This is a genomic window from Streptomyces sp. NPDC026659 (assembly GCF_040638245.1).
Lineage (GTDB): Bacteria > Actinomycetota > Actinomycetes > Streptomycetales > Streptomycetaceae > Streptomyces.
In genome coordinates this window covers 1-18,658 of record NZ_JBEZXY010000017.1, presented here as the reverse complement: position 1 = coordinate 18,658, position 18,658 = coordinate 1, and the positions used below count along the sequence as shown (strand labels likewise).

Below are 18,658 nucleotides of genomic sequence, written 5' to 3'. Positions count from 1 at the left end.
GTGGTCGCGTCAGCGACCGGTCTTGGGGGCCTTCCAGCGGGCTACGCCGCGGGCCGCCAGGTTGAGGATCATCACGAACGCGATCAGGGTCAGCGAGGCCGCCCACGCGCGGTCGTACGCCGGGTCGGCACCGGCCGCGTACTGCTGGTAGATGTACAGCGGCAGCGACGCCTGCGCCCCCTCGAAGGGGTTGGCGTTGATGAAGGAGTTGCCGAACACCAGCAGCAGCACCGGCGCGGTCTCGCCCGCGATCCGGGCGACGGCCAGCATGACGCCGGTCGCGATGCCGCCGAGCGAGGTCGGCAGGACCACCTTGAGGATGGTGCGCCACTTGGGCACGCCGAGCGCCAGGGACGCCTCGCGCAGCTCGTTCGGTACGAGCTTGAGCATCTCCTCGGTCGAGCGCACGACCACCGGCATCATGAGGATGGCCAGCGCGAGCGACCCGGCGAAGCCGAAGGGCTGCAGCTGGAAGATCAGCATGAGGCTGAGGATGAACAGGCCCGCGACGATGGACGGGATGCCCGTCATCACGTCGACGAAGAAGGTCACCGCCTGGGCGAGGCGGCCGCGGCCGTACTCCACCAGGTAGATCGCGGTCAGCACGCCGATCGGGGCGCCGATCAGGGTGGCGAGGCCGACCTGCTCCAGGCTGCCGAGGATGGCGTGGTAGATGCCGCCGCCCGGCTCGGAGTCGGCGACGACGCCCATCGAGTGGCTCAGGAAGTACGGGTCGAGGACCTTCACACCGCGCGAGACGGTCACCCACACCAGGGAGACCAGCGGGATCACGGCGAGCAGGAAGGCCACCCAGACGAGCGAGGTGGCGATCCGGTCCTTGGCCTGCCGGCGGCCCTCCACCCGGGCGGCGACGACATAGGTGCCGAGGATGAAGAGAAGCGCGGCGATCAGGCCCCACTGCACCCTGGAGTGGAGCCCGGCGCCGAGGCCGATCGCGACGGCGGTCGCCACCGACGCGGCGGCGACGGCCCACGGGGTCCACTTGGGCAGGCTCCCGGCGCGCAGGTTGCTCACGCCGTTGCCGTTGACTGCGGTGCTCATGCGTTGGCCCCCGAGTACTCCTTGCGGCGGGCGATGATCGCGCGGGCCGCACCGTTGACCAGCAGGGTGATGACGAACAGGACCAGACCGGAGGCGATCAGCGCGTCACGGCCCTGCTCGGTCGCCTCGCCGAACTTGGAGGCGATGTTCTGGGCGAAGGTGCCGCCGCCCGGGTCGAGCAGGCTGGCCTGGATCTCGTAGCTCGGGGAGAGCACGGTGGCCACGGCCATGGTCTCGCCGAGCGCGCGGCCGAGGCCGAGCATGGAGGCGGAGATGACGCCGGAGCGGCCGAAGGGCAGCACCGCCATGCGGATGACCTCCCAGCGCGTGGCACCGAGGGCGAGGGCGGCCTCCTCGTGCATCCGGGGGGCCTGGCGGAAGACCTCGCGGCTCACGTTGGTGATGATCGGCAGGATCATGATCGCCAGCAGGATGCCGACGGTGAGCATCGCGCGCGGGGCGCCGCCGTTCCAGGCGAGGATGCCGGTCCAGCCGAAGAACTCGTCCAGCCAGCCGTACAGGCCCTGCATGTGCGGGACCAGGATCAGAGCGCCCCACAGGCCGTAGACGATGGAGGGCACGGCGGCGAGCAGGTCGATCACGTAGGCGATCGGGCCGCTCAGCCGGCGCGGGGCGTAGTGGGTGAGGAACAGCGCGATCGCGACCGCCACCGGGACCGCGAGGCCCATGGCGATGATCGAGGAGACGACCGTGCCGAAGGCCAGCACGGCGATGCCGAAGACCGGCGGGTTCGCGTTGGTGTTCCACTCGAAGGTGGTCAGGAAGTTGCCGTGGTCCGCGCTGATCGCGAGACAGGCGCGGTAGGTCAGGAAGACCGCGATGGCGGCCATGATCACCAGCAACAGGATGCCCGAGCCCCGGGAGAGGGCGAGGAACACCCGGTCACCGGTCTGGGCGGCGCCCCGGGCGGCGTCCGCGCGGCGGGCGGCGGCCCGGCCTGCGGGGGGAGGTACGTCGGTCGTCGATATGTCCATCGGGATTCTCCGGTCTGCTGAGCCGCGTGGGTGGGCGGCTCACGGGAGCCGGACGGATGGCCCGGCTCCGGGCGGCGGTGCACCGGACGGTGCGGCCGGACCCCGTCGGGGCCCGGGCCGCACACTCGGATCAGGTCAGCTCAGGCCGGCGACGGTGCTGCGGACCTTGGTGATGATCTCGTCGGGGATCGGGGCGTAGCCGTTCTCGCTGAGGACCTTCTGGCCGTCCTCGCTCGCGATGTAGCCCAGGAATGCCTTGGTGGCGGGCAGGGTGTCCGCCTTGTTGCCCTTGTCGCAGACGATCTCGTACGTGACCAGGGTGATCGGGTAGGCGCCCTCGGCCTTGGTCTGGTAGTCGAGCTTCAGGGCGAGGTCGCTGCCGGTGCCGACGACCTTGGCGGCCGCGATGTCGGCGGTGGCGGAGTCGGTGGAGGGCTTCACCGGGGTCTTGGCGCCGGTGCTGATGGCGACCGTGTCGATGTCCTTGGCGAAGGACAGCTCGAAGTAGCCGATCGCGCCCGCGTTCTGCTTGACGCCCTGGGCCACACCGGCCGAGCCGGTGGCCGCCTGGCCCTTCTGGGCCTGCCAGGCCTTGCCGCCGGAGTACTTCCAGTTGTCCGGGGTGGTGGCGATCAGGTACTTGGTGAAGTTGTCCGTGGTGCCGGAGTCCTCGGAGCGGTGGAACGGCTGGATCTTCAGGTCGGGCAGCTTCGCCGTCGGGTTCAGCTTCTTGATCGCGGCGTCGTTCCACTTGGCGATCTTGCTGTCGAAGATCTTCGCCAGGGTCGGCGCGTCCAGGACCAGGTCCTTCACGCCCGGAACGTTGTAGCCGACCGCGATCGGGCCGCCGACCATCGGCAGGTCGATGCCCTGGCCGCCCTTGCAGACCTTCTTGGAGGCGGCGACCTCCTCCGGCTTCAGCGCGGAGTCCGAACCGGCGAACGCGAGCTGGCCCTGGTTGAAGGAGGTGACACCGGCGCCCGAACCGGCACCCTTGTAGTTGATCTGCACGCCGCAGGCCTGCGAGAAGTTCTTCACCCAGGCGTCGATCGCGTTCTTCTGCGCGGAGGAGCCGTCCGCGAGGAGCTGGCCCTTCGCCCCGTCGCACTTGACCGACCCGGCGCTCGCCGCGGAGGAGGAACCGCCGCCCGCCTGCTTGCCCGTGTCGTCGCTGCCGCACGCCGTCAGGGCCAGGGCGCCGGAGACGGCGAGAGCACCGAGAGACAGGGCGCGCAGCCGGTTCTTGCGCTGAAGCATCACTTTCGGGAGTTCCTTCCAGGAGCCGCCGCAGCGGGCGGCGTGCGAAGTCATGGGGACACGTGAGTGCATCTATGGCCGCACTCCGCATCTGGTACGGCCGAAATTAGGCAGAACAGGTGAAGCCGCCGATGGCCCGAAGTGAACGAGGGGTGAACCCCTGCCGTCGGCCCGGTGAGGTCACGGAACGCTCACGAGAAGGACACGTGGAGATTCCGGCCCCACGCCGCCCACGCACTCTTCCCCCACCTTGTCACCCTCCCGTGGAACCCCGCCGGGTGGGGCGCCGTCTCGTTCCACGGGAAGGCGAACTGCGGCCGGGAGGCGGGGACATGGAGCGGCGTACGTTCATCTCGGGAGGTGCCGCCGCGCTGGCCGCGACCGCGCTCGGCGCCTGCGACGCGGCCCCGCGCCCCGCCCCGGGCCCCTCGTCGGCCACGCTGCCCTCCGCCACCACCGCCCTGACCGCCAAGGGCAGCCCCGGCGGCACCCGCCCCGCCGCCAAGAACTGGAGCGGGCTCGGCCACGACCTCGACGGCACCCTGGTCCGCCCCGGCGACGCGAACTGGACCCCGGCCCGCCGGCTCTACAACACCCGCTTCGACGGCCTGCGTCCGGCCGCCGTCGCCTACCCGGCCCACACCGGCGACATCCGCACCGTCCTCGCCTACGCCCGCGCCCACAACATCAAGGTCGCGATCCGCAACGGCGGCCACTCCTACGGCGGTTACTCCTCCGGCGACGGCCGCCTGATCCTGGACGTCTCCGCGCTGAACAAGGTGAGCGCGAGCGGCGGCCAGGCGGTCGTCGGCGCGGGCGCCAAGCTGATCGACGTCTACCGGGGCCTGGCCGCCAAGAGCGTGACCATCCCCGCCGGTTCGTGCCCGACCGTCGGCGTCTCCGGCCTGGTCCTCGGCGGCGGCCATGGAGTCGCCTCCCGCGCCTACGGCCTGACCTGCGACAACCTCACCCGGGCCACCCTGATCACGGCCGACGGCACCGAGGTCACCGCCGACGCGGGGCACCACGCAGACCTCTTCTGGGCGCTGCGCGGCGCGGGCAACGGCAACTTCGGCGTCGTCACGGAGCTGCGCTTCCGCACCCACCCGGCGCCGAAGGCCGTGACCGCGTACCTCTCCTGGCCCTGGTCGAAGGCGGCGGCCGTGGTGAAGGCATGGCAGGAGTGGGGCCCCTCCCAGCCGGACGAGATCTGGTCCGCGCTGCATCTGGAGTGCTCCCCGGGCCGCACCCCGACCGTCTCCGTCTCCTGCTTCTCGCTGGGCACCTACGGCGGTCTCCAGAACGCAGTGGACCGCCTCGCCCACAGCGCGGGCGCGAACGCCTCCTCCGTCACCCTGCGCCGCCGGGGCTACGAGGAGGCCATGGAGATCTACGCGGGCTGCTCGGGGCTCGCCACGGACGCCCAGTGCCATCTGCCGGGCACCACCCCAGGGCGTTCCCCGCGCGGTGCGCTGCGCCGCGAGACCTACGCGGCCCACTCGGACTTCTTCGATCGCTCCCTGTCGGCGGCGGGCATCCAGACCCTGCTGAGGCAGATCGGCGCGGTGCGCGGCGGCGCGGGCAGCATCGCGCTCACCGCGCTCGGCGGCGCCGTCAACCGGGTCTCCCCCACCGCGACCGCCTTCGTGCACCGGCGCTCACGGATGCTGGCCCAGTACATCGTCGCCTGGACCGAGGGCACCTCCGGCGGCACGGCCCGCTCCTGGCTGGACGCGGCCCACGGCGCGATGCGGCCGTACGCGTCGGGAGCGGCGTACCAGAACTACACGGACCCCACGCTCAGCAACTGGCGCACCGCCTACTACGGCAGCGCCTCCGCCCGGCTGGCCGAGGTGAAGAAGAGCTACGACCCGAAGCGCTTCTTCACCTCACCGCAGGGGCTCTGACCGGCCGCAGGCGCCGGGACGGGACGCAGGGTCCCTGACGGGCCGTACAGGCCCTGACGGGACGCCAGCGGCCTTACGCGGCCAAGTCCTTGTCGCCCGCGCCCGCCCCGGTGGCCCTGCGGCCGCCGGAGAGCACGGTGCCGTCGCGGTCGCCGGGGGCCGAGCGGGCCCGCACCAGCCATCCCACGCGCGGCGAGCGCTCGATCGCCTTCATCAACGGGGTCAGCAGGGCCGAGGCGAGCGGGGACAGCAGCAGCGCGACCGCCGTGCCCAGCGCGAAGCCGCCGACCACGTCGGTCGGGTAGTGCACGCCCATGTAGACCCGGCAGAAGCCCTCAAGCAGGGCGATCGCGATGCCCGCCAGCCCGAAGCGGCGGTTGGCGACGAACAGGCCGACGGCCATCGCCATGGTGATCGTCGCGTGGTCGCTGCAGAAGGAGAAGTCGCTCTTGCCCGCGATCAGTACGTCGAGCCCCTGGTGGTCGACGAACGGCCGGGGCCGCTCGACGAAGTTGCGGATCGGCGCGTTCACCACGACGGCGAGCGCGGCCGCGAGCGGCGCCCACACCAGCGCGGCCACCGCGGGCGCGGCCTCCCGGCCGCCCCGGCGCCGCACGCTCAGCCAGCAGCCGAGGATGAGGAGCACCATGGCGACGGGCAGCCCGTACTCGCCGACGAACTCCATGACCCGGTCGAACCAGTGCGGCGCGGCCTTCGCCAGGCCGTTGATGTCGTACAGCAGCTCGACGTCGGGGTTCGATCCGGATTCGGCGAGTACAGCCGATGCGGCGAGTACAGCCATGGTGCTGCGGCCCCTTCGTCGTCTTCCCGGCGCACCTGGTGTGCGCCGTCCGGCCCCCGTGGTTCGTAGATCCGCTTCCGCTGCTCTGGCGCACTGACGTCCGCTCGGCTACGCCAACAGGAACGCACAGCCCCCGTCGATGCGTTCCATCCTCCACCGAATGATCACGCAGACGTTATCGAAGAGAGACTCATCGCCGCAGCTCAGGGGGTTGGTTCACGTTCTGCTCACACCTTCGTGGGGAGCGCTTTCGCGCCGTCCTCGGTGACACGGGTGGCACCGAAGTACTCGGAGGTGTCGATGGGATCGAACCGGATCACGGCCCCGGTACGGGGGGCGTCGATCATATAGCCGCCGCCGACGTAGATGCCCACGTGGTGGATGGCCCGTGAATCGGTCAGGTCGTGCGAGAAGAACACCAGGTCCCCCGGGAGCAGTTGATCCCGTGACGGATGCGGTCCCGCGTTGTACTGGTCGTTGGCCACCCGGGGCAGCTCGATCCCCACGCTCGCGTACGACGCCTTGGTCAGCCCCGAGCAGTCGAACCGGCCGCCCTCGGCCGCGGTGCCGTTGCCGCCCCACAGGTACGGCGTGCCGAGCCTGCTCTGCGCGAACCCGATGGCCCCGGCGGCCTGCCGGGAGGGGTCGATCCGGCTCTCGGGGGCGGCGAAGCTCTCCGACAGCGCGCGGATGCGCTTGACGTAGTTCCGCGTCTCGGAGATCGCGGGGATGCCGCCCGCCTTTATCACCCGGTACGCGCCCGCGTTGTAGGCGGCGAGCATGTTGTCGGTGGTGTTGCCCGGAACGTCCTTGACGTACTTGGCCAGTTCGCAGTCGTAGGAGGCGGCCGAGGGGATCGCGTCGTCCGGGTTCCAGATGTCCCGCCTGCCGTCGCCGTTGCCGTCGATGCCGTGCGTCGCCCAGGTGCTCGGGATGAACTGCGCGATGCCCCGGGCGTCGGCCGGGCTGACGACGGTCGGGTTCCACCCGCTCTCCTGGTAGAGCTGCGCGGCGAGCAGGGCCGGGGTGAGCGCGGGGCACAGATTGCCCCACCGCTGCACGAGGTTCTGGTACGCGGCCGGCACGGCCCCCTTGGCGAGCCCCCGGCCGCCGGTGGCGACCCCGTTCGCGAGGTTCCCGCCGATGACGTACACCCCGACGACGAGCAGCATGACGAAGCCCATGCCGAGCCCTGCGGCAACCCCGCCGATCACCCATACCTTCCGCACGCCCCAACCCTGCCCCACGGACGCGCGGTTCATCGCCATTTCTTGTCGAAGTGGCGTCATTTCATGCCGCGTACGGGGCGGATGACGCTTTTACAACCCCCGGCAGGAGCCGCAGCGCCGGGCGGCTCCGCTCAGCCCGTCGCCGCGCTCGTGTACAGCCGGGCCGCCCCGCGCCCCAGTACGACGCTGTAGGAGACGCCCGGGGTGGAACCCCCGCGCTCGTGGCCGCCGAGCACCCCGACGACCTGTCCGTTGCCGTTGATCCAGGGGCTTCCGCTGGTGCCGCTGGTGAAGTCCGGGCAAACGATGCGCTGTTGGGTACGGCTGTGCGCGACGGGCTTGTTGGTGCAGCTGATCGGCACCTCGCGGGAGTCGGGGTACCCGGTCACGGTCACGGCGGTCGCCCCGGTGGCCGTCCCGGTGACGAACCGGTTGCCCCCGACGACGTCCTCGACCCGCTTCCCGCCCCGCTCACCGAGCCGGGCGAAGGCCACGTCGCTGTCCTCGTCCCACCGCTCGGGCAGCACCCGCGCCGCGACCTTCCACACCCCGTACGGCGCCCACCCGTTCCGGTACCCCGGCACGAACACCAGGTCTCCGGGAACCCCGGCCACACAGTGCGCGGCGGTGACGATCAGATCCCGGTGCGCGCTGTGCACCACGGAGGCGGTGCAGTAGTGCCCGCCCGTCAGCCGCCCGCCCCGCCCGGCCCTGAACAACGCCCCCACCCGCGCCCCGCGCGCCGACACCCCGGCCAGGGCCGTGACCCCGAGGGGCCCCGTCCCCTCGTCGGCGACGGCCACGGACGCCGAGGTCAGGGCAAGCATCACCACCGCCCCGAGCAACGCGGGCCGGGACGTGACCGGGATGCGAGAGCTGCGCTTCATCAGAGGTCACTGTTACCCGGGGAGGTGAGAAACCCGCTGCGACTTCTCTGAGATTTCTCTGTGAACCGCTCACCGGAATCCTGCACTCCGCCTGGATGGCGGAGCGCGTCTCTCACCGTGCGGGGGCCACCGGCTCCCGGCCCACCCCCGTCAGCTCCTCCGACAGGGTCCACAGACGGCGGGCGGCCGCCGGGTCACTGGCGGCGTGGCTGCGGCCGGCCAGGGCGGGGGCGCCGCGCATCCCGCCGAGGCCGCCGGGGCCGACGTACGAAGCGCCGGGCAGGTCCTGGGTGGCGGCGTAGAGCGTGGGCAGGGCGCCGCCCCGGTCGTCCTGGGCGACGACCTTGTTGCCGATGGCCATGAAGGCCCGCATCAGCGGGTTCGCGGCGTGGCTCTGCAGGTTGGTGGCCGCGTACCCGGGGTGGGCCGCGAGGGCGCGCACCGGGGAGCCCGCCTCGGCCAGGCGGCGCTGGAGTTCCAGGGTGAAGAGGAGGTTGGCCAGCTTGGACTGGGCGTAGGCGCGGGTCGGGGTGTAGCGGCCGCGCAGGTTCGGGTTCCCGAAGTCGATCACGCCGTCGCCGCCCCGGTGCAGCTCGGAGGAGACGGTCACGACCCGGTCGGTGACGTGCGGGAGCAGCAGGTTGGTGAGGGCGAAGTGCCCGAGGTGGTTGGTGCCGAACTGGGTCTCGAAGCCCTGCTTCGTCCGGCCCTCCGGGAGCATCATCACGCCCGCGTTGTTGATCAGCAGGTCCAGCGGACCCGACCAGGCGTCGGCGAAGGCCCGTACCGAGTCCAGGTCGGCCAGGTCCAGGCGGCGCACCTCGGTGCTGCCCGCCACCCGGGCCGCGGCCGCCTCGCCCCGCGCGGGGTCGCGGACCGCGAACACCACATGCGCCCCGGCCCGGGCCAGCGCGTCGGCGGCGGCGAAGCCGATGCCGCTGTTGGCGCCGGTGACCACGGCCGTACGGCCGCTCTGGTCGGGCAGCTGGGACGCGTTCCATGAGCGCGCCGCGCGCGCCGTTTCGCTCGTATCGGCCATGCCTTCAATGTAGGCATCGACAACAATGCTGTCAACGACAACAATGGTGGCGTCGACAACAAACTGGACGCCGACAACAAAGCTGACGCCGTCAACATCGGGATACCATGGCGCCCATGCCGCGCACCCCCACAACCCGCCCGTACCACCACGGAGACCTGCGCGCCGCCCTGCTCGAGAACGCCGAACGCACCCTGCGCGAAAAAGGTGCGGCCGCCCTCTCCCTGCGCGAACTGGCCCGCGCCACCGGCGTCAGCCACGCGGCCCCCGGCCGCCACTTCAAGGACAAGCAGGCCCTCCTCGACGCCCTCGCCCTCGACGGCTACGAGCGCCTGGACCGGGCCCTGACCGCCGCCACCGCCGCCGACCCCGGCGCGCCCCTCGAACAGCGCATGACCGCCCTCGCCCGCGCCTACCTCGGCTTCGCGATCGAGAACCCGGAACTCCTGGAGCTGATGTTCGCGCGCAAGCACGAGCCCGCCGGCTCCGACCGTCTCGCGGCGGCCGTCGACCGGACCCTCGGTTCCCTGACCCGGCTGTTCACCGACGCCCAGGAGCGCGGCGAGATCGTCCAGGGCGACCCCGAGCGCATCACCCTGGTCGCCGCCGCGAGCCTGCACGGCCTCGCCGCCCTCATCGCCGGCTGCGCCCTGGACGCCGACGACGCGATGACCGGCCTCGACGAGCACGTCCACCTGCTGCTGCACGGCCTGAAGCCCCGCCGAACCTGATCCCTCGTGAGAACATCGGCTCGACGTCTCACCCGACCGGCCGTCAGAAACCGTTTCAGGCCATAGAAAAGCCCAACGACGAAACCACGTCCCAGGTTTCGCACCTGCGTCGTTGCCCGGCGTGACCTGCCGTGATACACAGAGTGACCGTACGAAGTATTCGTACGAAACCCGCCAGTCAATGACGTCAAGTCGACATACGACGGCGACGTTGTCGGCGAGAATGAGGCGTGACCTCTGCACACCGCGAGGTCCTCTCGGAACTACCCATCAGGGGCGGTGACTTACATGCTCTTCGCGGCCGACAAGGGAGACATCAACACCATCATCGGCGGGATCGCTCCGGACTGGGGCCCCTTCGGCACCCTGGGCAACGAAGCGAAGGTGATGATCGAGGTGGTGATGGCCGTCGCCATCCTGCTCTGCCTCGGCATCGCGGTCTGGGGCGCGGCGAAACAGCGCATCGGCGCGACCGCGCTGCGCGACACCTTCAGCGCGGAGCAGGGCAAGGGACTCATCATCGCGGGCCTGACCGGGGTCTTCATCATCGGCTCCCTCGGCACGCTGTTCACCATCGTGTACGGCATGGCGGTCTGACGCCCCGTCCCTTCCCCCCGCGCCCGCCCTCCCCTCCCTCGTCCCATCCGTCCGTCGTGCCCACCGGCTGAGGTTGCGTTTCCCTGATGTCGAGTCACCACACCGCGCCCGCGCGGGAACCAGCACGGCTACCGTCGTATGTCTACGAGGCGGAGAGGGCGTACGCGGCATGAGTCCCGGAGACGAACACGGCTACACCGACACGGCCCGCACCCGCCTCCGCCTGCCCGAGGACCCCTACACCAACTCCCCCCGCCGCACCCCCCGCAACTCCTCCCGCGGCCTGGTCACCGTCGTCGGCGTGGTCGTCCTCCTGATCGCGGCGATCGCCTTCGCGAACCGTGGCGACTCCCCCCGGAACACCACGACGGACAAGAACACACCTTCCGGCAACCGCCCCAGCACCTCCGCCACGTCCCCGACCGGCACGGATCCGGTGGGCACGAAAACGGGGGGAATCCCCACGGGTTACGCGCACAGCCGACAGGGGGCGGAGAGCGCGGGCGCGAACTACGCGACGGCACTCGTCTCGGCCGACTTCCTCAAACCCGCGCGGCGCACGGAGATCGTCAAGCAGGTCTTCGTACCGAGTCAGCAGGCTTCCCTGTCGCAGAAGTTCGACAAGGCGTACAACCCGAAGTTCCTGAGCGACATCGGCCTGGACGCCAACGGCAACCCGGCCGCGGGACAGACCTACGTCTCCCGCACCGCGCCGATCGGCACCAAGACCACCGAGTACGCCGACAGCGTGGCAACCGTCGAGGTGTGGTGCACGGGCCTGTACGGAACCGCGGGCGACCGCTCGACCAGCCCGGTCACGAGCGACTGGTTCACCCTGACGCTCCGTCTGAACTGGTCCGACGGGGACTGGAAGGTCGAGAGCTTCTCACAGGAGGACGGTCCCGCACCCGTCCCCGGCGACGACAAGGCGTCCAGCGCCGACCAGATGGCCAAGGCCGTTCAGGAATACGGAGGCTTCACCTATGCCCGGTAGCCCGCGCCGCGCCCTCAAGGTCGCCGCCGCTGTCACCACCGTGCAGGCTGCCCTCCTCATGCTGGCGACCCGAGCCGTCGCCGAGCCGTCGCCCACGCCGTCGTCCCACAAGTGTGATCTCCTCATGGGCCCCGCGAAGTCCCGGTGCCTTCTGGACGACCCGCACAAGAGCCTCACCGACACCCCCGACAACCCCCTGACCTCCACCCTCGACCCCCTCTCCTCCCTCGCCAAAGGCTGTGCCGACGCCGCCTCCTGGACCATCCAGAAGCTCAGTCACGCGGTGAAGGCGACGGCGAACGTCGACTTCACGAACCAGAAGTTCCTGCAGCAGTACGCGATCGTGTTCGCGGCGTCGACCATCCTGACCCTGGTCCTCTGGCTGCTCGCCGTCGCCAAGCGGGCGGTCCGCGGCGTCCCCCTCACCACCGCCATCTCGGAGGCCGTCGGCTTCCTGTGGCTCACGGTGCTGGCCTCCGCCTTCACCCCGCTGATCCTCTACACCGTCGTCTCGGCGACCGACGGCGTCACCGACGTCCTCGCCAAGGCCACCGGCGACCAGGCGGACACCTTCTTCGGCACCTTCTCCGGCGCCCTCGACAAGGGCGACGACATCGGCGGCGGCCCGATCATGCTGATCGTCGTCTCCCTGGTCAGCATCCTCGCCGCAGGCGTCCTCTGGCTGGAGCTCGTCATCCGCGCCGCCCTGCTCTACGTCGGCGCCCTCCTCGGCACCGTCGTCTACGCCGGACTCGTCGACAAGAACCTCTGGGGCCACGTCCGCCGCTGGGCCGGGATCATGATCGCCGTCATCCTGGTCAAACCGGTCATCGTCATCGTGCTCGGCCTCGCCGGCGCCCTCTCCGGCGACAACGGCCCGGACGCCTTCGGCGCCGTCGTCTCCGGCCTCGCCATCATCCTGCTCGCCATCTTCGCCAGCGCGATGATCTACCGCTTCGTCCCCGGCTTCGGCGACGAGATCGCCGGCTCCCGCAACAACCGCATCATGCAGGGCGCCGAGAACAAGGCCGCCGCCGTCATCAGCTCCCCCGCCACCCTCGTCGCCCAGGGCATCAAGACCCACAGCACTCGCGCCGACAGCAACGCGGGCGGCACAGGCTCCAACACCCCCCGCCCCGCCAACCCCGCCAGCGGCGGCGTGGCCGCCCACAGCGGCCGTACCCCACAAGGCGGCGCGGCCACCCCCGCGCCCCGCGCCCCCGGCCCGGCCGCCACCCCGCACGCCGCAGACACCCGCAACAGCAGCACCAACCGCACTGGAGGTGAAGGGCGTTGACGACCGAGTCCCATCTGTCCCATCCGGTCACGCCCCGCCGTACGTATCTCATCGGCCGGGCCCGGCCGAACGCGATCATCGGCCGCAACCGCGAGTCCGGCGAGATCGCGCTCATCGTCACGGGCGCCTTCCTCGGCATGATGTGCGGCCTCCTCGTCCCCGCGCTCCCCCTGCGGATCGCGCTGCTGACCGGCTTCCCGCTGCTCGCGCTCGCCGCCGTCTACGTGCCGTACAAGCGCCGCACCTTCTACAAGTGGTTCGAGATCAACCGCAGTTACAAGCGCACCGTCAAGCGCGGCGCCGTCTACCGCTCCGCCGTCATGGAGGCGGGCACCCGCCTGGACGGCCACGAGGTGGAGATCGGCCCGCCCCCGGGCATCGGCCGCATCAACTGGCTCGCCGCCCCCTTCGGCCCCGACGAGATCGCCGTACTGCTGCACGCCGACCGCAAGACCGTCACCGCCGCCATCGAGATCGAGGGCCCCGGCGTCGGCCTGCGCGACTCCGAGGACCAGGAAGCCCTCGTCGACCGCTTCGGCACCCTCCTCAAGCACGTGGCCAACGGCGACGGCTTCGTCACCCGCATCCAGATGCTGGCCCGCACGCTGCCCGCCGACCCCGACGCCCACGCCAAGGACGTCGCGCTGCGCGGCGACGTCCGCTCCCCCGACTGGCTCCAGCAGTCCTACGACCAGCTCCAGTCCATGGTCTCCACCAGCAGCGAGCAGCACCGCGCCTATCTGGTCGCCTGCATGAGCTACAACCGCGAACTGGCCGCCGAGGCCCACGCCATGGCCCGCGCCGCCCGCCCCCAGGCGGGCCGCAGGCTCGACCGCGACGCCGGGCTCGCCATCGTCATGGCCCGCGAGCTGACCGACATCTGCTCGCGCCTCCAGGAGGCCGACATCCGGGTCCGCCAGCCGCTCGGCCAGAGCCGCCTGGCCTCCCTCGTGCACTCCATGTACGACCCGGACCACCCCATCGACCACATCCAGGCCATGACCCGGCGCAACGCCTGGCCCGCCGAACTCGACGCCATGGAGCCCACCTACCTCCAGGCCAAGACCCGCGAGTCCTCCACCCGCGCCCCCTGGTGCCACGCCACCGCGTGGGTCAAGGAGTGGCCGATGACCCCCGTCGGCGTCAACTTCCTCGCCCCGCTGCTCGTCCACACCCCGGACGTCATCCGCACCGTCGCCGTCACCATGGACCTCGAACCCACCGAGGTCGCCATCGAGCGCATGCTCACCGAGAAGACCAACGACGAGGCCGAGGCATCCCGCGCCGCCAAGATGAACCGCACCGTCGACCCGCGCGACATCGCCGCCCACAACCGCCTCGACCAGCGCGGCGAGGACCTCGCCAGCGGCGCGGCCGGCGTCAACCTCGTCGGGTACATCACCGTCTCCGCCCGCTCCCCGGAGGCCCTCAACCGCGACAAGCGCACCATCCGGGCCTCCGCGGGCAAGTCGTACCTGAAGCTGGAGTGGTGCGACCGCGAGCACCACCGCGCGTTCGTGAACACCCTCCCGTTCGCCACCGGCATCCGATAGGTAGGGGCTCTCCATGCGAGATCCGCTGTCCGCCGTCACCGACGCCTTCACGTCCTTCCTGTTCGGGAAGGTCGAGACCACCCGCCTCCCGGTGCGCACCTCCACCGGCCAGGCCCAGGCGGTCTACCTGCCCACCGCGGCCCCCGGCCTCGGTGACTCGGGCGTCATCATCGGCCGCGAGGTCTACTCCGGGAAGGGGTACATCTACGACCCCTTCCAGCTCTACGGCCAGCAGCTCCCCGCCCCGCACTGGCTCGTCCTCGGCGAGTCCGGCAACGGCAAGTCGGCGCTGGAGAAGACCTACGTCCTGCGCCAGCTCCGCTTCAGGGACCGCCAGGTCGTCGTCCTGGACGCCCAGGGCGAGGACGGCGTCGGCGAATGGAACCTCATCGCGGAGGAGCTGGGGATAACCCCCATCCGGCTCGACCCGACCGCCGCCCTCAACCACGGCATCCGCCTCAATCCGCTCGACCCCGCGATCACCACCACGGGCCAGCTCGCGCTGCTCCGCACGATCATCGAGGTCGCCATGGGCCACGGCCTGGACGAACGCGCGGGCTTCGCCCTCAAGGTCGCCCACTCCTACGTCAACGAGACCATCGTCGACCGCCAGCCCGTCCTCACCGACATCGTCGAACAGCTGCGGCACCCCGAGCCGGAGTCGGCCGAGGCGATGAACGTCGCCCTGGACGACGTACGCGCCTGGGGCCTGGACGTCGCCCTGGTCATCGACCGCCTGGTGGACGGCGACCTGCGGGGCATGTTCGACGGCCCGACCACGGTCGGCATCGACCTGGACGCCCCGCTGATCGTCTTCGACCTCTCCCACATCGACCGCAACTCCATCGCCATGCCGATCCTCATGGCGATCGTCGGCGTGTGGCTGGAGCACACCTGGATCAGGCCCGACCGCAAGAAGCGCATCTTCCTGGTCGAAGAGGCCTGGCACATCATCAACAGCCCGTTCGTGGCCCAGCTGTTCCAGCGGCTGCTGAAGTTCGGCCGCCGCCTCGGCCTCTCCTTCGTCGCGGTCGTCCACCACCTCTCCGACGTGGTCGACGGCGCCGCCGCCAAGGAGGCCGCCGCGATCCTCAAGATGGCCTCCACCCGGACGATCTACGCCCAGAAGGCCGACGAGGCACGGGCCACCGGGCGGGTCATCGGACTGCCCCGCTGGGCCGTCGAGATCATCCCGACGCTCACCCCCGGCATCGCCGTCTGGGACGTCAACGGCAACGTCCAGGTGGTCAAACACCTGATCACCGAGACCGAACGCCCCCTGGTCTTCACCGACCGCGCGATGACCGAATCGTCCAGCGACCTCTCGCCCGAGGACGCGCTGTTCGCCGCCGAACTGGAGGCCGAGCGACGGGCGGCCGCCTTCGTGGAACAGCACCTGGGAGACTCCGAGTCGACGGTCGCGTAGACCACCGACGACGGCGTCGGCGAAAAGGGCGAGGGAGCACGCGTGAGAGCGGACGACCGAGGCGGCCGGGACGCGGGGTCACAGGCCCGGGGCGGCGTCCCCGACGGCCTGCTCCTGGGCCTGCTCGCCTTCCTCCTCGGCATGACCCTGCTGGTGTGGACGGCGACGGGACTCGGCGCCCTCTTCTCCAGGGGAGCCTGGCCCGACCCGCTCGCCTTCACCCGCACCCCGCTCGCCATGCGCCACCTCATCGGCGACCCCCACGACATCGCGGGCGCCTGGCCCGGCACCCCGCCGGACCGGCTCCCCGGCTGGGGGCTGTTCTGGGGCCTGTTCATCGGCCAGCTGATGATCCTGTTCGTCCTCGCGGTCTTCGTACTCGGCACCTTCGCCCGCTGGCGCGCGGGAAGAACACGAAGGACCACCGAGACACCCACCGCACCCACCCCGCCGACACACGAGGTCCCCGCCCGGACATACGAGACGGCCACCCCGGCCCACGAGATCCCCGCGCCCGCCCCGGTCCCCGTACCGCGCCCGGAGCCCCCGCAGCCCGCCCCGCCGCTCCCGGAAGCCCCCGTGGCGCCTCCCACGGCCCCACTCCCACCCCTGAGCCCCGTCTTCTACGGCAGCCCCCAGGAACGCCACACAGCCGCCCTCCAGGCCCTCCAGGACGCCCCCGGAGCCGCCGTGGTCGTCACCTCCGACCCGGCGCTGTGGGCGGACACCAAGGACGCCCGCGCCAAGCTCGGCCCGACGCTCCTCTACGACCCCACCCACCGCTGCGACACCCCGGCCCGCCTCCACTGGTCCCCCACGGCGGGCTGCGAGGACAAGGCGACGGCACTGGAACGCGCGACGGCCCTCCTGGCCCCCGTACGCCCCTCGGCGAAGATCGACCAGGCCGTCGCGGACACCGCCGTCACCCTGCTGCGCAGCTGCCTGCACGCCGCCGCGCTGGACGGCCGCACGGTCCGCCACGTCCACCGGTGGGCCCAGGGAACCCAGATCCAGGACGCGGTACGCGTCCTGCGCACCCACCCCAGGGCCGCGCCCGGCGCCGCGGGCGAACTGGAGGCCGCGCTCACCGCGCACCCCGAACGCCGGGACATCGCCCAGGAACTGACCGGCCGTGCGCTCTCCGCGCTCACCACGGTCAACGTCCGCGAGTCCTGCACCCCTCACCGAACCGACACGCTCGCCCTGGATTCCTTCGTCCACGAAGGGGGCACGCTCTATGTGGTCGGTGAAACCATCGAGGACCCCCGGACCAGCCCGGGCGCGATGCCCCTGCTGACGGCCCTCGTCTCCAGCGTGGTCGAGCACGGCCGGCGCATGGCCGAACGGTCATCCTCCGGTCGGCTCGACCCACCACTCACCCTGGTCCTCGAGGACGTGGCGGCCGTCGCCCCCGTCCCCCAGCTCCCCGCCCTCCTGGCCACCGGCATCGCCCAGGGTCTCGACACCCGGGCCCTGCTCCGCTCCCGCGAACAGGCGAGGGCCCGCTGGCCGCACGAGGAGCTAACGGTCTAGGGCGAACTCCAGCTCGCTCGCGGTCTCGTCCGTCGGGAACGGCACGACCAGCCCGGTGGGCACGAACCCCGCCCGCTTGTACGCCGCCTGGGCCCGCACGTTGTCCTCGTGGACCCACAGCCGCACGCGCTCGGCCTTCTGCTCCCACGTCCACGCCGCCGCGGCGGCCAGCAGCGCCTGGATCAGCCCGTGGCCCCGGTGCCCGTCCTGCACGAACACCCCGACCACATGCCCCTGCCGCCGCTCGACCGGCTGCCCCGACCAGTCCACACTGTCCGGCTGCTCCATGAGCACGGTCACCGACCCGACCCAGGACCCGTCGGCCGCCTCGGCGACGAACTGCCGTGCCGTGGTGGCCCCTTCACCCGCCATCGCCGCCCGGTTGCGCCAGAAGCCGTCCTCCTCGGCGGCAGCCTTCTCGTACGTCTCCAGAAAGGCGAGCGGGGCGGCCGGATCGCGCAGCGCGACGAGCCGCAGCTCCTTCACCCGCTCCCATTCGTCGGCGCGTATCCCCCGGACCACATATCCAGCAACATCCACAGAGTTCATGCACTTCACGCTAGTGCCGACGCCCCGGCCGCTCCCAGCGGATTTCCGTAACGAGCCCCCGTGTTGTCAGTGCCCCGCTCTAGGGTGCCCGCATGACCACACTCTCCGACCGGCCGCACACCGCGCTGCTCGTCATCGACGTGCAGAACGGCGTGATGGCGGACGCCCACGACCGCGACCATGTGATCGCGAACATCAACGCCCTGATCGACAGGGCCCGTACAGCCGCCGTGCCCGTGATCTGGATCCAGCACTCGGACGAGGGCCTTCCGCGAGACAGCGGCCCGTGGCAGTACGTCCCCGAGCTGAAGCGCCATGACGACGAACCGCTGGTCCACAAGAACTACCCGGACTCCTTCGAGGACACCGACCTGGAATCCGTCCTCGCGGACCGCCAGGTGGGCCGCATCGTCGTCGCCGGCGCCCAGACGGACATCTGCATCCGCTCGACACTGCACGGCGCGATCACCCGAGGCTACGACGCCACCCTGGTCGCCGACGCCCACACCACCGAGGACCTCAGCCAGTACGGCGCACCCACCCCGGACAAGGTCGTCGACCACACCAACCTCTACTGGAAATTCCACCGCGCGCCGGGCCGCGAGGCCGGCGTCGTGGAAACGGCGGACGTCGCTTTCTGAAAAAAAGGGGGGGCTGAAAAGGGTCCGGAACGCAGAAAACCCCCGCACCAATCGGTGCGGGGGTTTTCCCTAAAATTTGTTCGGCGGCGTCCTACTCTCCCACAGGGTCCCCCCTGCAGTACCATCGGCGCTGTGAGGCTTAGCTTCCGGGTTCGGAAT

General features: G+C 71.0%; 17 protein-coding genes and 1 rRNA gene. 9 read left to right on the top strand and 9 right to left on the bottom strand.

What is annotated here, in order from left to right; translation table 11 throughout:
* Nucleotides 1–9: 9 nt before the first annotated feature.
* The 3 genes from pstA to pstS all read right to left on the bottom strand — a co-directional run bounded on the left by pstA (nt 10) and on the right by pstS (nt 3,317).
* A complete protein-coding gene (gene pstA, locus AB0E91_RS30510; protein ID WP_361788495.1) occupies nt 10–1,062 on the bottom strand; it encodes a phosphate ABC transporter permease PstA in 1,053 nt (350 codons plus the stop codon).
* Nucleotides 1,059–2,057 carry a phosphate ABC transporter permease subunit PstC gene (gene pstC, locus AB0E91_RS30505; RefSeq protein ID WP_361788493.1) on the bottom strand — a complete coding sequence of 333 codons (999 nt, stop codon included), beginning with the start codon at nt 2,055–2,057 and terminating at the stop codon, nt 1,059–1,061. Before pstC ends, pstA begins: the two co-directional genes overlap by 4 nt.
* A 135-nt stretch (nt 2,058–2,192) precedes the next feature.
* On the bottom strand, nt 2,193–3,317 hold the full coding sequence (gene pstS, locus AB0E91_RS30500) for a phosphate ABC transporter substrate-binding protein PstS (RefSeq protein ID WP_361788566.1): 1,125 nt from the start codon (nt 3,315–3,317) through the stop codon (nt 2,193–2,195).
* Between the two features lie 329 nt (nt 3,318–3,646).
* Between pstS and AB0E91_RS30495 the strand changes: the two genes are divergently transcribed.
* The gene (locus tag AB0E91_RS30495) at nt 3,647–5,221 is read left to right on the top strand and encodes an FAD-binding oxidoreductase (RefSeq protein WP_361788491.1); all 1,575 of its coding nucleotides are present in this window, start codon (nt 3,647–3,649) and stop codon (nt 5,219–5,221) included.
* 73 nt (nt 5,222–5,294) lie between these two features.
* On the opposite strand, the gene AB0E91_RS30490 is transcribed toward AB0E91_RS30495, so the two are convergent.
* The 4 genes from AB0E91_RS30490 to AB0E91_RS30475 all read right to left on the bottom strand — a co-directional run bounded on the left by AB0E91_RS30490 (nt 5,295) and on the right by AB0E91_RS30475 (nt 9,178).
* Entirely contained in the window at nt 5,295–6,023 is a 729-nt protein-coding gene (locus AB0E91_RS30490; RefSeq protein WP_361788489.1) for a phosphatase PAP2 family protein, read from the bottom strand.
* A gap of 227 nt (nt 6,024–6,250) precedes the next feature.
* Nucleotides 6,251–7,285 carry a bifunctional lytic transglycosylase/C40 family peptidase gene (locus AB0E91_RS30485; RefSeq protein WP_361788487.1) on the bottom strand — a complete coding sequence of 345 codons (1,035 nt, stop codon included), beginning with the start codon at nt 7,283–7,285 and terminating at the stop codon, nt 6,251–6,253.
* Between the two features lie 98 nt (nt 7,286–7,383).
* Nucleotides 7,384–8,139, bottom strand: coding sequence for a serine protease (locus AB0E91_RS30480; protein WP_361788485.1), 756 nt, complete (start codon nt 8,137–8,139; stop codon nt 7,384–7,386).
* A 112-nt stretch (nt 8,140–8,251) separates the two neighbouring features.
* Entirely contained in the window at nt 8,252–9,178 is a 927-nt protein-coding gene (locus AB0E91_RS30475) for an oxidoreductase (RefSeq protein WP_361788483.1), read from the bottom strand.
* A gap of 116 nt (nt 9,179–9,294) precedes the next feature.
* On the opposite strand from AB0E91_RS30475, the gene AB0E91_RS30470 reads away from it, so the two are divergent.
* The 7 genes from AB0E91_RS30470 to AB0E91_RS30440 all read left to right on the top strand — a co-directional run bounded on the left by AB0E91_RS30470 (nt 9,295) and on the right by AB0E91_RS30440 (nt 17,309).
* On the top strand, nt 9,295–9,909 hold the full coding sequence (locus AB0E91_RS30470; RefSeq protein WP_361788481.1) for a TetR/AcrR family transcriptional regulator: 615 nt from the start codon (nt 9,295–9,297) through the stop codon (nt 9,907–9,909).
* A 288-nt stretch (nt 9,910–10,197) separates the two neighbouring features.
* Entirely contained in the window at nt 10,198–10,506 is a 309-nt protein-coding gene (locus tag AB0E91_RS30465; protein WP_018548503.1) for a hypothetical protein, read from the top strand.
* Between the two features lie 169 nt (nt 10,507–10,675).
* Nucleotides 10,676–11,500 (top strand): hypothetical protein, encoded by an 825-nt coding sequence (locus AB0E91_RS30460; protein WP_361788479.1) that lies wholly within the window; start codon nt 10,676–10,678, stop codon nt 11,498–11,500.
* Complete coding sequence (locus AB0E91_RS30455) at nt 11,490–12,797, top strand: hypothetical protein (protein WP_361788477.1); 1,308 nt, start codon at nt 11,490–11,492, stop codon at nt 12,795–12,797. Before AB0E91_RS30460 ends, AB0E91_RS30455 begins: the two co-directional genes overlap by 11 nt.
* Nucleotides 12,794–14,350: an SCO6880 family protein gene (locus tag AB0E91_RS30450; RefSeq protein ID WP_361788475.1), complete on the top strand. Its 1,557-nt coding sequence runs from the start codon at nt 12,794–12,796 to the stop codon at nt 14,348–14,350. The genes AB0E91_RS30455 and AB0E91_RS30450 overlap by 4 nt, the downstream gene beginning before the upstream one ends.
* A 13-nt stretch (nt 14,351–14,363) precedes the next feature.
* Nucleotides 14,364–15,776: an ATP-binding protein gene (locus tag AB0E91_RS30445; protein ID WP_361788473.1), complete on the top strand. Its 1,413-nt coding sequence runs from the start codon at nt 14,364–14,366 to the stop codon at nt 15,774–15,776.
* Between the two features lie 42 nt (nt 15,777–15,818).
* Nucleotides 15,819–17,309 carry a type VI secretion protein gene (locus AB0E91_RS30440; protein WP_361788471.1) on the top strand — a complete coding sequence of 497 codons (1,491 nt, stop codon included), beginning with the start codon at nt 15,819–15,821 and terminating at the stop codon, nt 17,307–17,309.
* Here the strand turns inward: AB0E91_RS30440 and AB0E91_RS30435 are convergent.
* Nucleotides 17,298–17,858, bottom strand: coding sequence for a GNAT family N-acetyltransferase (locus AB0E91_RS30435; protein ID WP_361788470.1), 561 nt, complete (start codon nt 17,856–17,858; stop codon nt 17,298–17,300). The genes AB0E91_RS30440 and AB0E91_RS30435 overlap by 12 nt on opposite strands.
* Before the next feature lie 92 nt (nt 17,859–17,950).
* Between AB0E91_RS30435 and AB0E91_RS30430 the strand changes: the two genes are divergently transcribed.
* A complete protein-coding gene (locus tag AB0E91_RS30430) occupies nt 17,951–18,499 on the top strand; it encodes an isochorismatase family protein (RefSeq protein ID WP_361788468.1) in 549 nt (182 codons plus the stop codon).
* A 78-nt stretch (nt 18,500–18,577) separates the two neighbouring features.
* Here AB0E91_RS30430 and rrf read toward each other — a convergent pair.
* Nucleotides 18,578–18,658: ribosomal RNA gene (rrf, locus tag AB0E91_RS30425) — 5S ribosomal RNA — on the bottom strand; the annotation flags it as partial.

What these genes read in the sequence shown, in the direction of transcription:
- pstA (WP_361788495.1), bottom strand. Translation starts at nt 1,062, where the DNA reads ATGAGCACCGCAGTCAACGGCAACGGCGTGAGCAACCTGCGCGCCGGG.
- pstC (WP_361788493.1), bottom strand. Translation starts at nt 2,057, where the DNA reads ATGGACATATCGACGACCGACGTACCTCCCCCCGCAGGCCGGGCCGCC.
- AB0E91_RS30495 (WP_361788491.1), top strand. Translation starts at nt 3,647, where the DNA reads ATGGAGCGGCGTACGTTCATCTCGGGAGGTGCCGCCGCGCTGGCCGCG.
- AB0E91_RS30490 (WP_361788489.1), bottom strand. Translation starts at nt 6,023, where the DNA reads ATGGCTGTACTCGCCGCATCGGCTGTACTCGCCGAATCCGGATCGAAC.
- AB0E91_RS30485 (WP_361788487.1), bottom strand. Translation starts at nt 7,285, where the DNA reads ATGAACCGCGCGTCCGTGGGGCAGGGTTGGGGCGTGCGGAAGGTATGG.
- AB0E91_RS30480 (WP_361788485.1), bottom strand. Translation starts at nt 8,139, where the DNA reads ATGAAGCGCAGCTCTCGCATCCCGGTCACGTCCCGGCCCGCGTTGCTC.
- AB0E91_RS30475 (WP_361788483.1), bottom strand. Translation starts at nt 9,178, where the DNA reads ATGGCCGATACGAGCGAAACGGCGCGCGCGGCGCGCTCATGGAACGCG.
- AB0E91_RS30470 (WP_361788481.1), top strand. Translation starts at nt 9,295, where the DNA reads ATGCCGCGCACCCCCACAACCCGCCCGTACCACCACGGAGACCTGCGC.
- AB0E91_RS30465 (WP_018548503.1), top strand. Translation starts at nt 10,198, where the DNA reads ATGCTCTTCGCGGCCGACAAGGGAGACATCAACACCATCATCGGCGGG.
- AB0E91_RS30460 (WP_361788479.1), top strand. Translation starts at nt 10,676, where the DNA reads ATGAGTCCCGGAGACGAACACGGCTACACCGACACGGCCCGCACCCGC.
- AB0E91_RS30455 (WP_361788477.1), top strand. Translation starts at nt 11,490, where the DNA reads ATGCCCGGTAGCCCGCGCCGCGCCCTCAAGGTCGCCGCCGCTGTCACC.
- AB0E91_RS30445 (WP_361788473.1), top strand. Translation starts at nt 14,364, where the DNA reads ATGCGAGATCCGCTGTCCGCCGTCACCGACGCCTTCACGTCCTTCCTG.
- AB0E91_RS30435 (WP_361788470.1), bottom strand. Translation starts at nt 17,858, where the DNA reads ATGAACTCTGTGGATGTTGCTGGATATGTGGTCCGGGGGATACGCGCC.
- AB0E91_RS30430 (WP_361788468.1), top strand. Translation starts at nt 17,951, where the DNA reads ATGACCACACTCTCCGACCGGCCGCACACCGCGCTGCTCGTCATCGAC.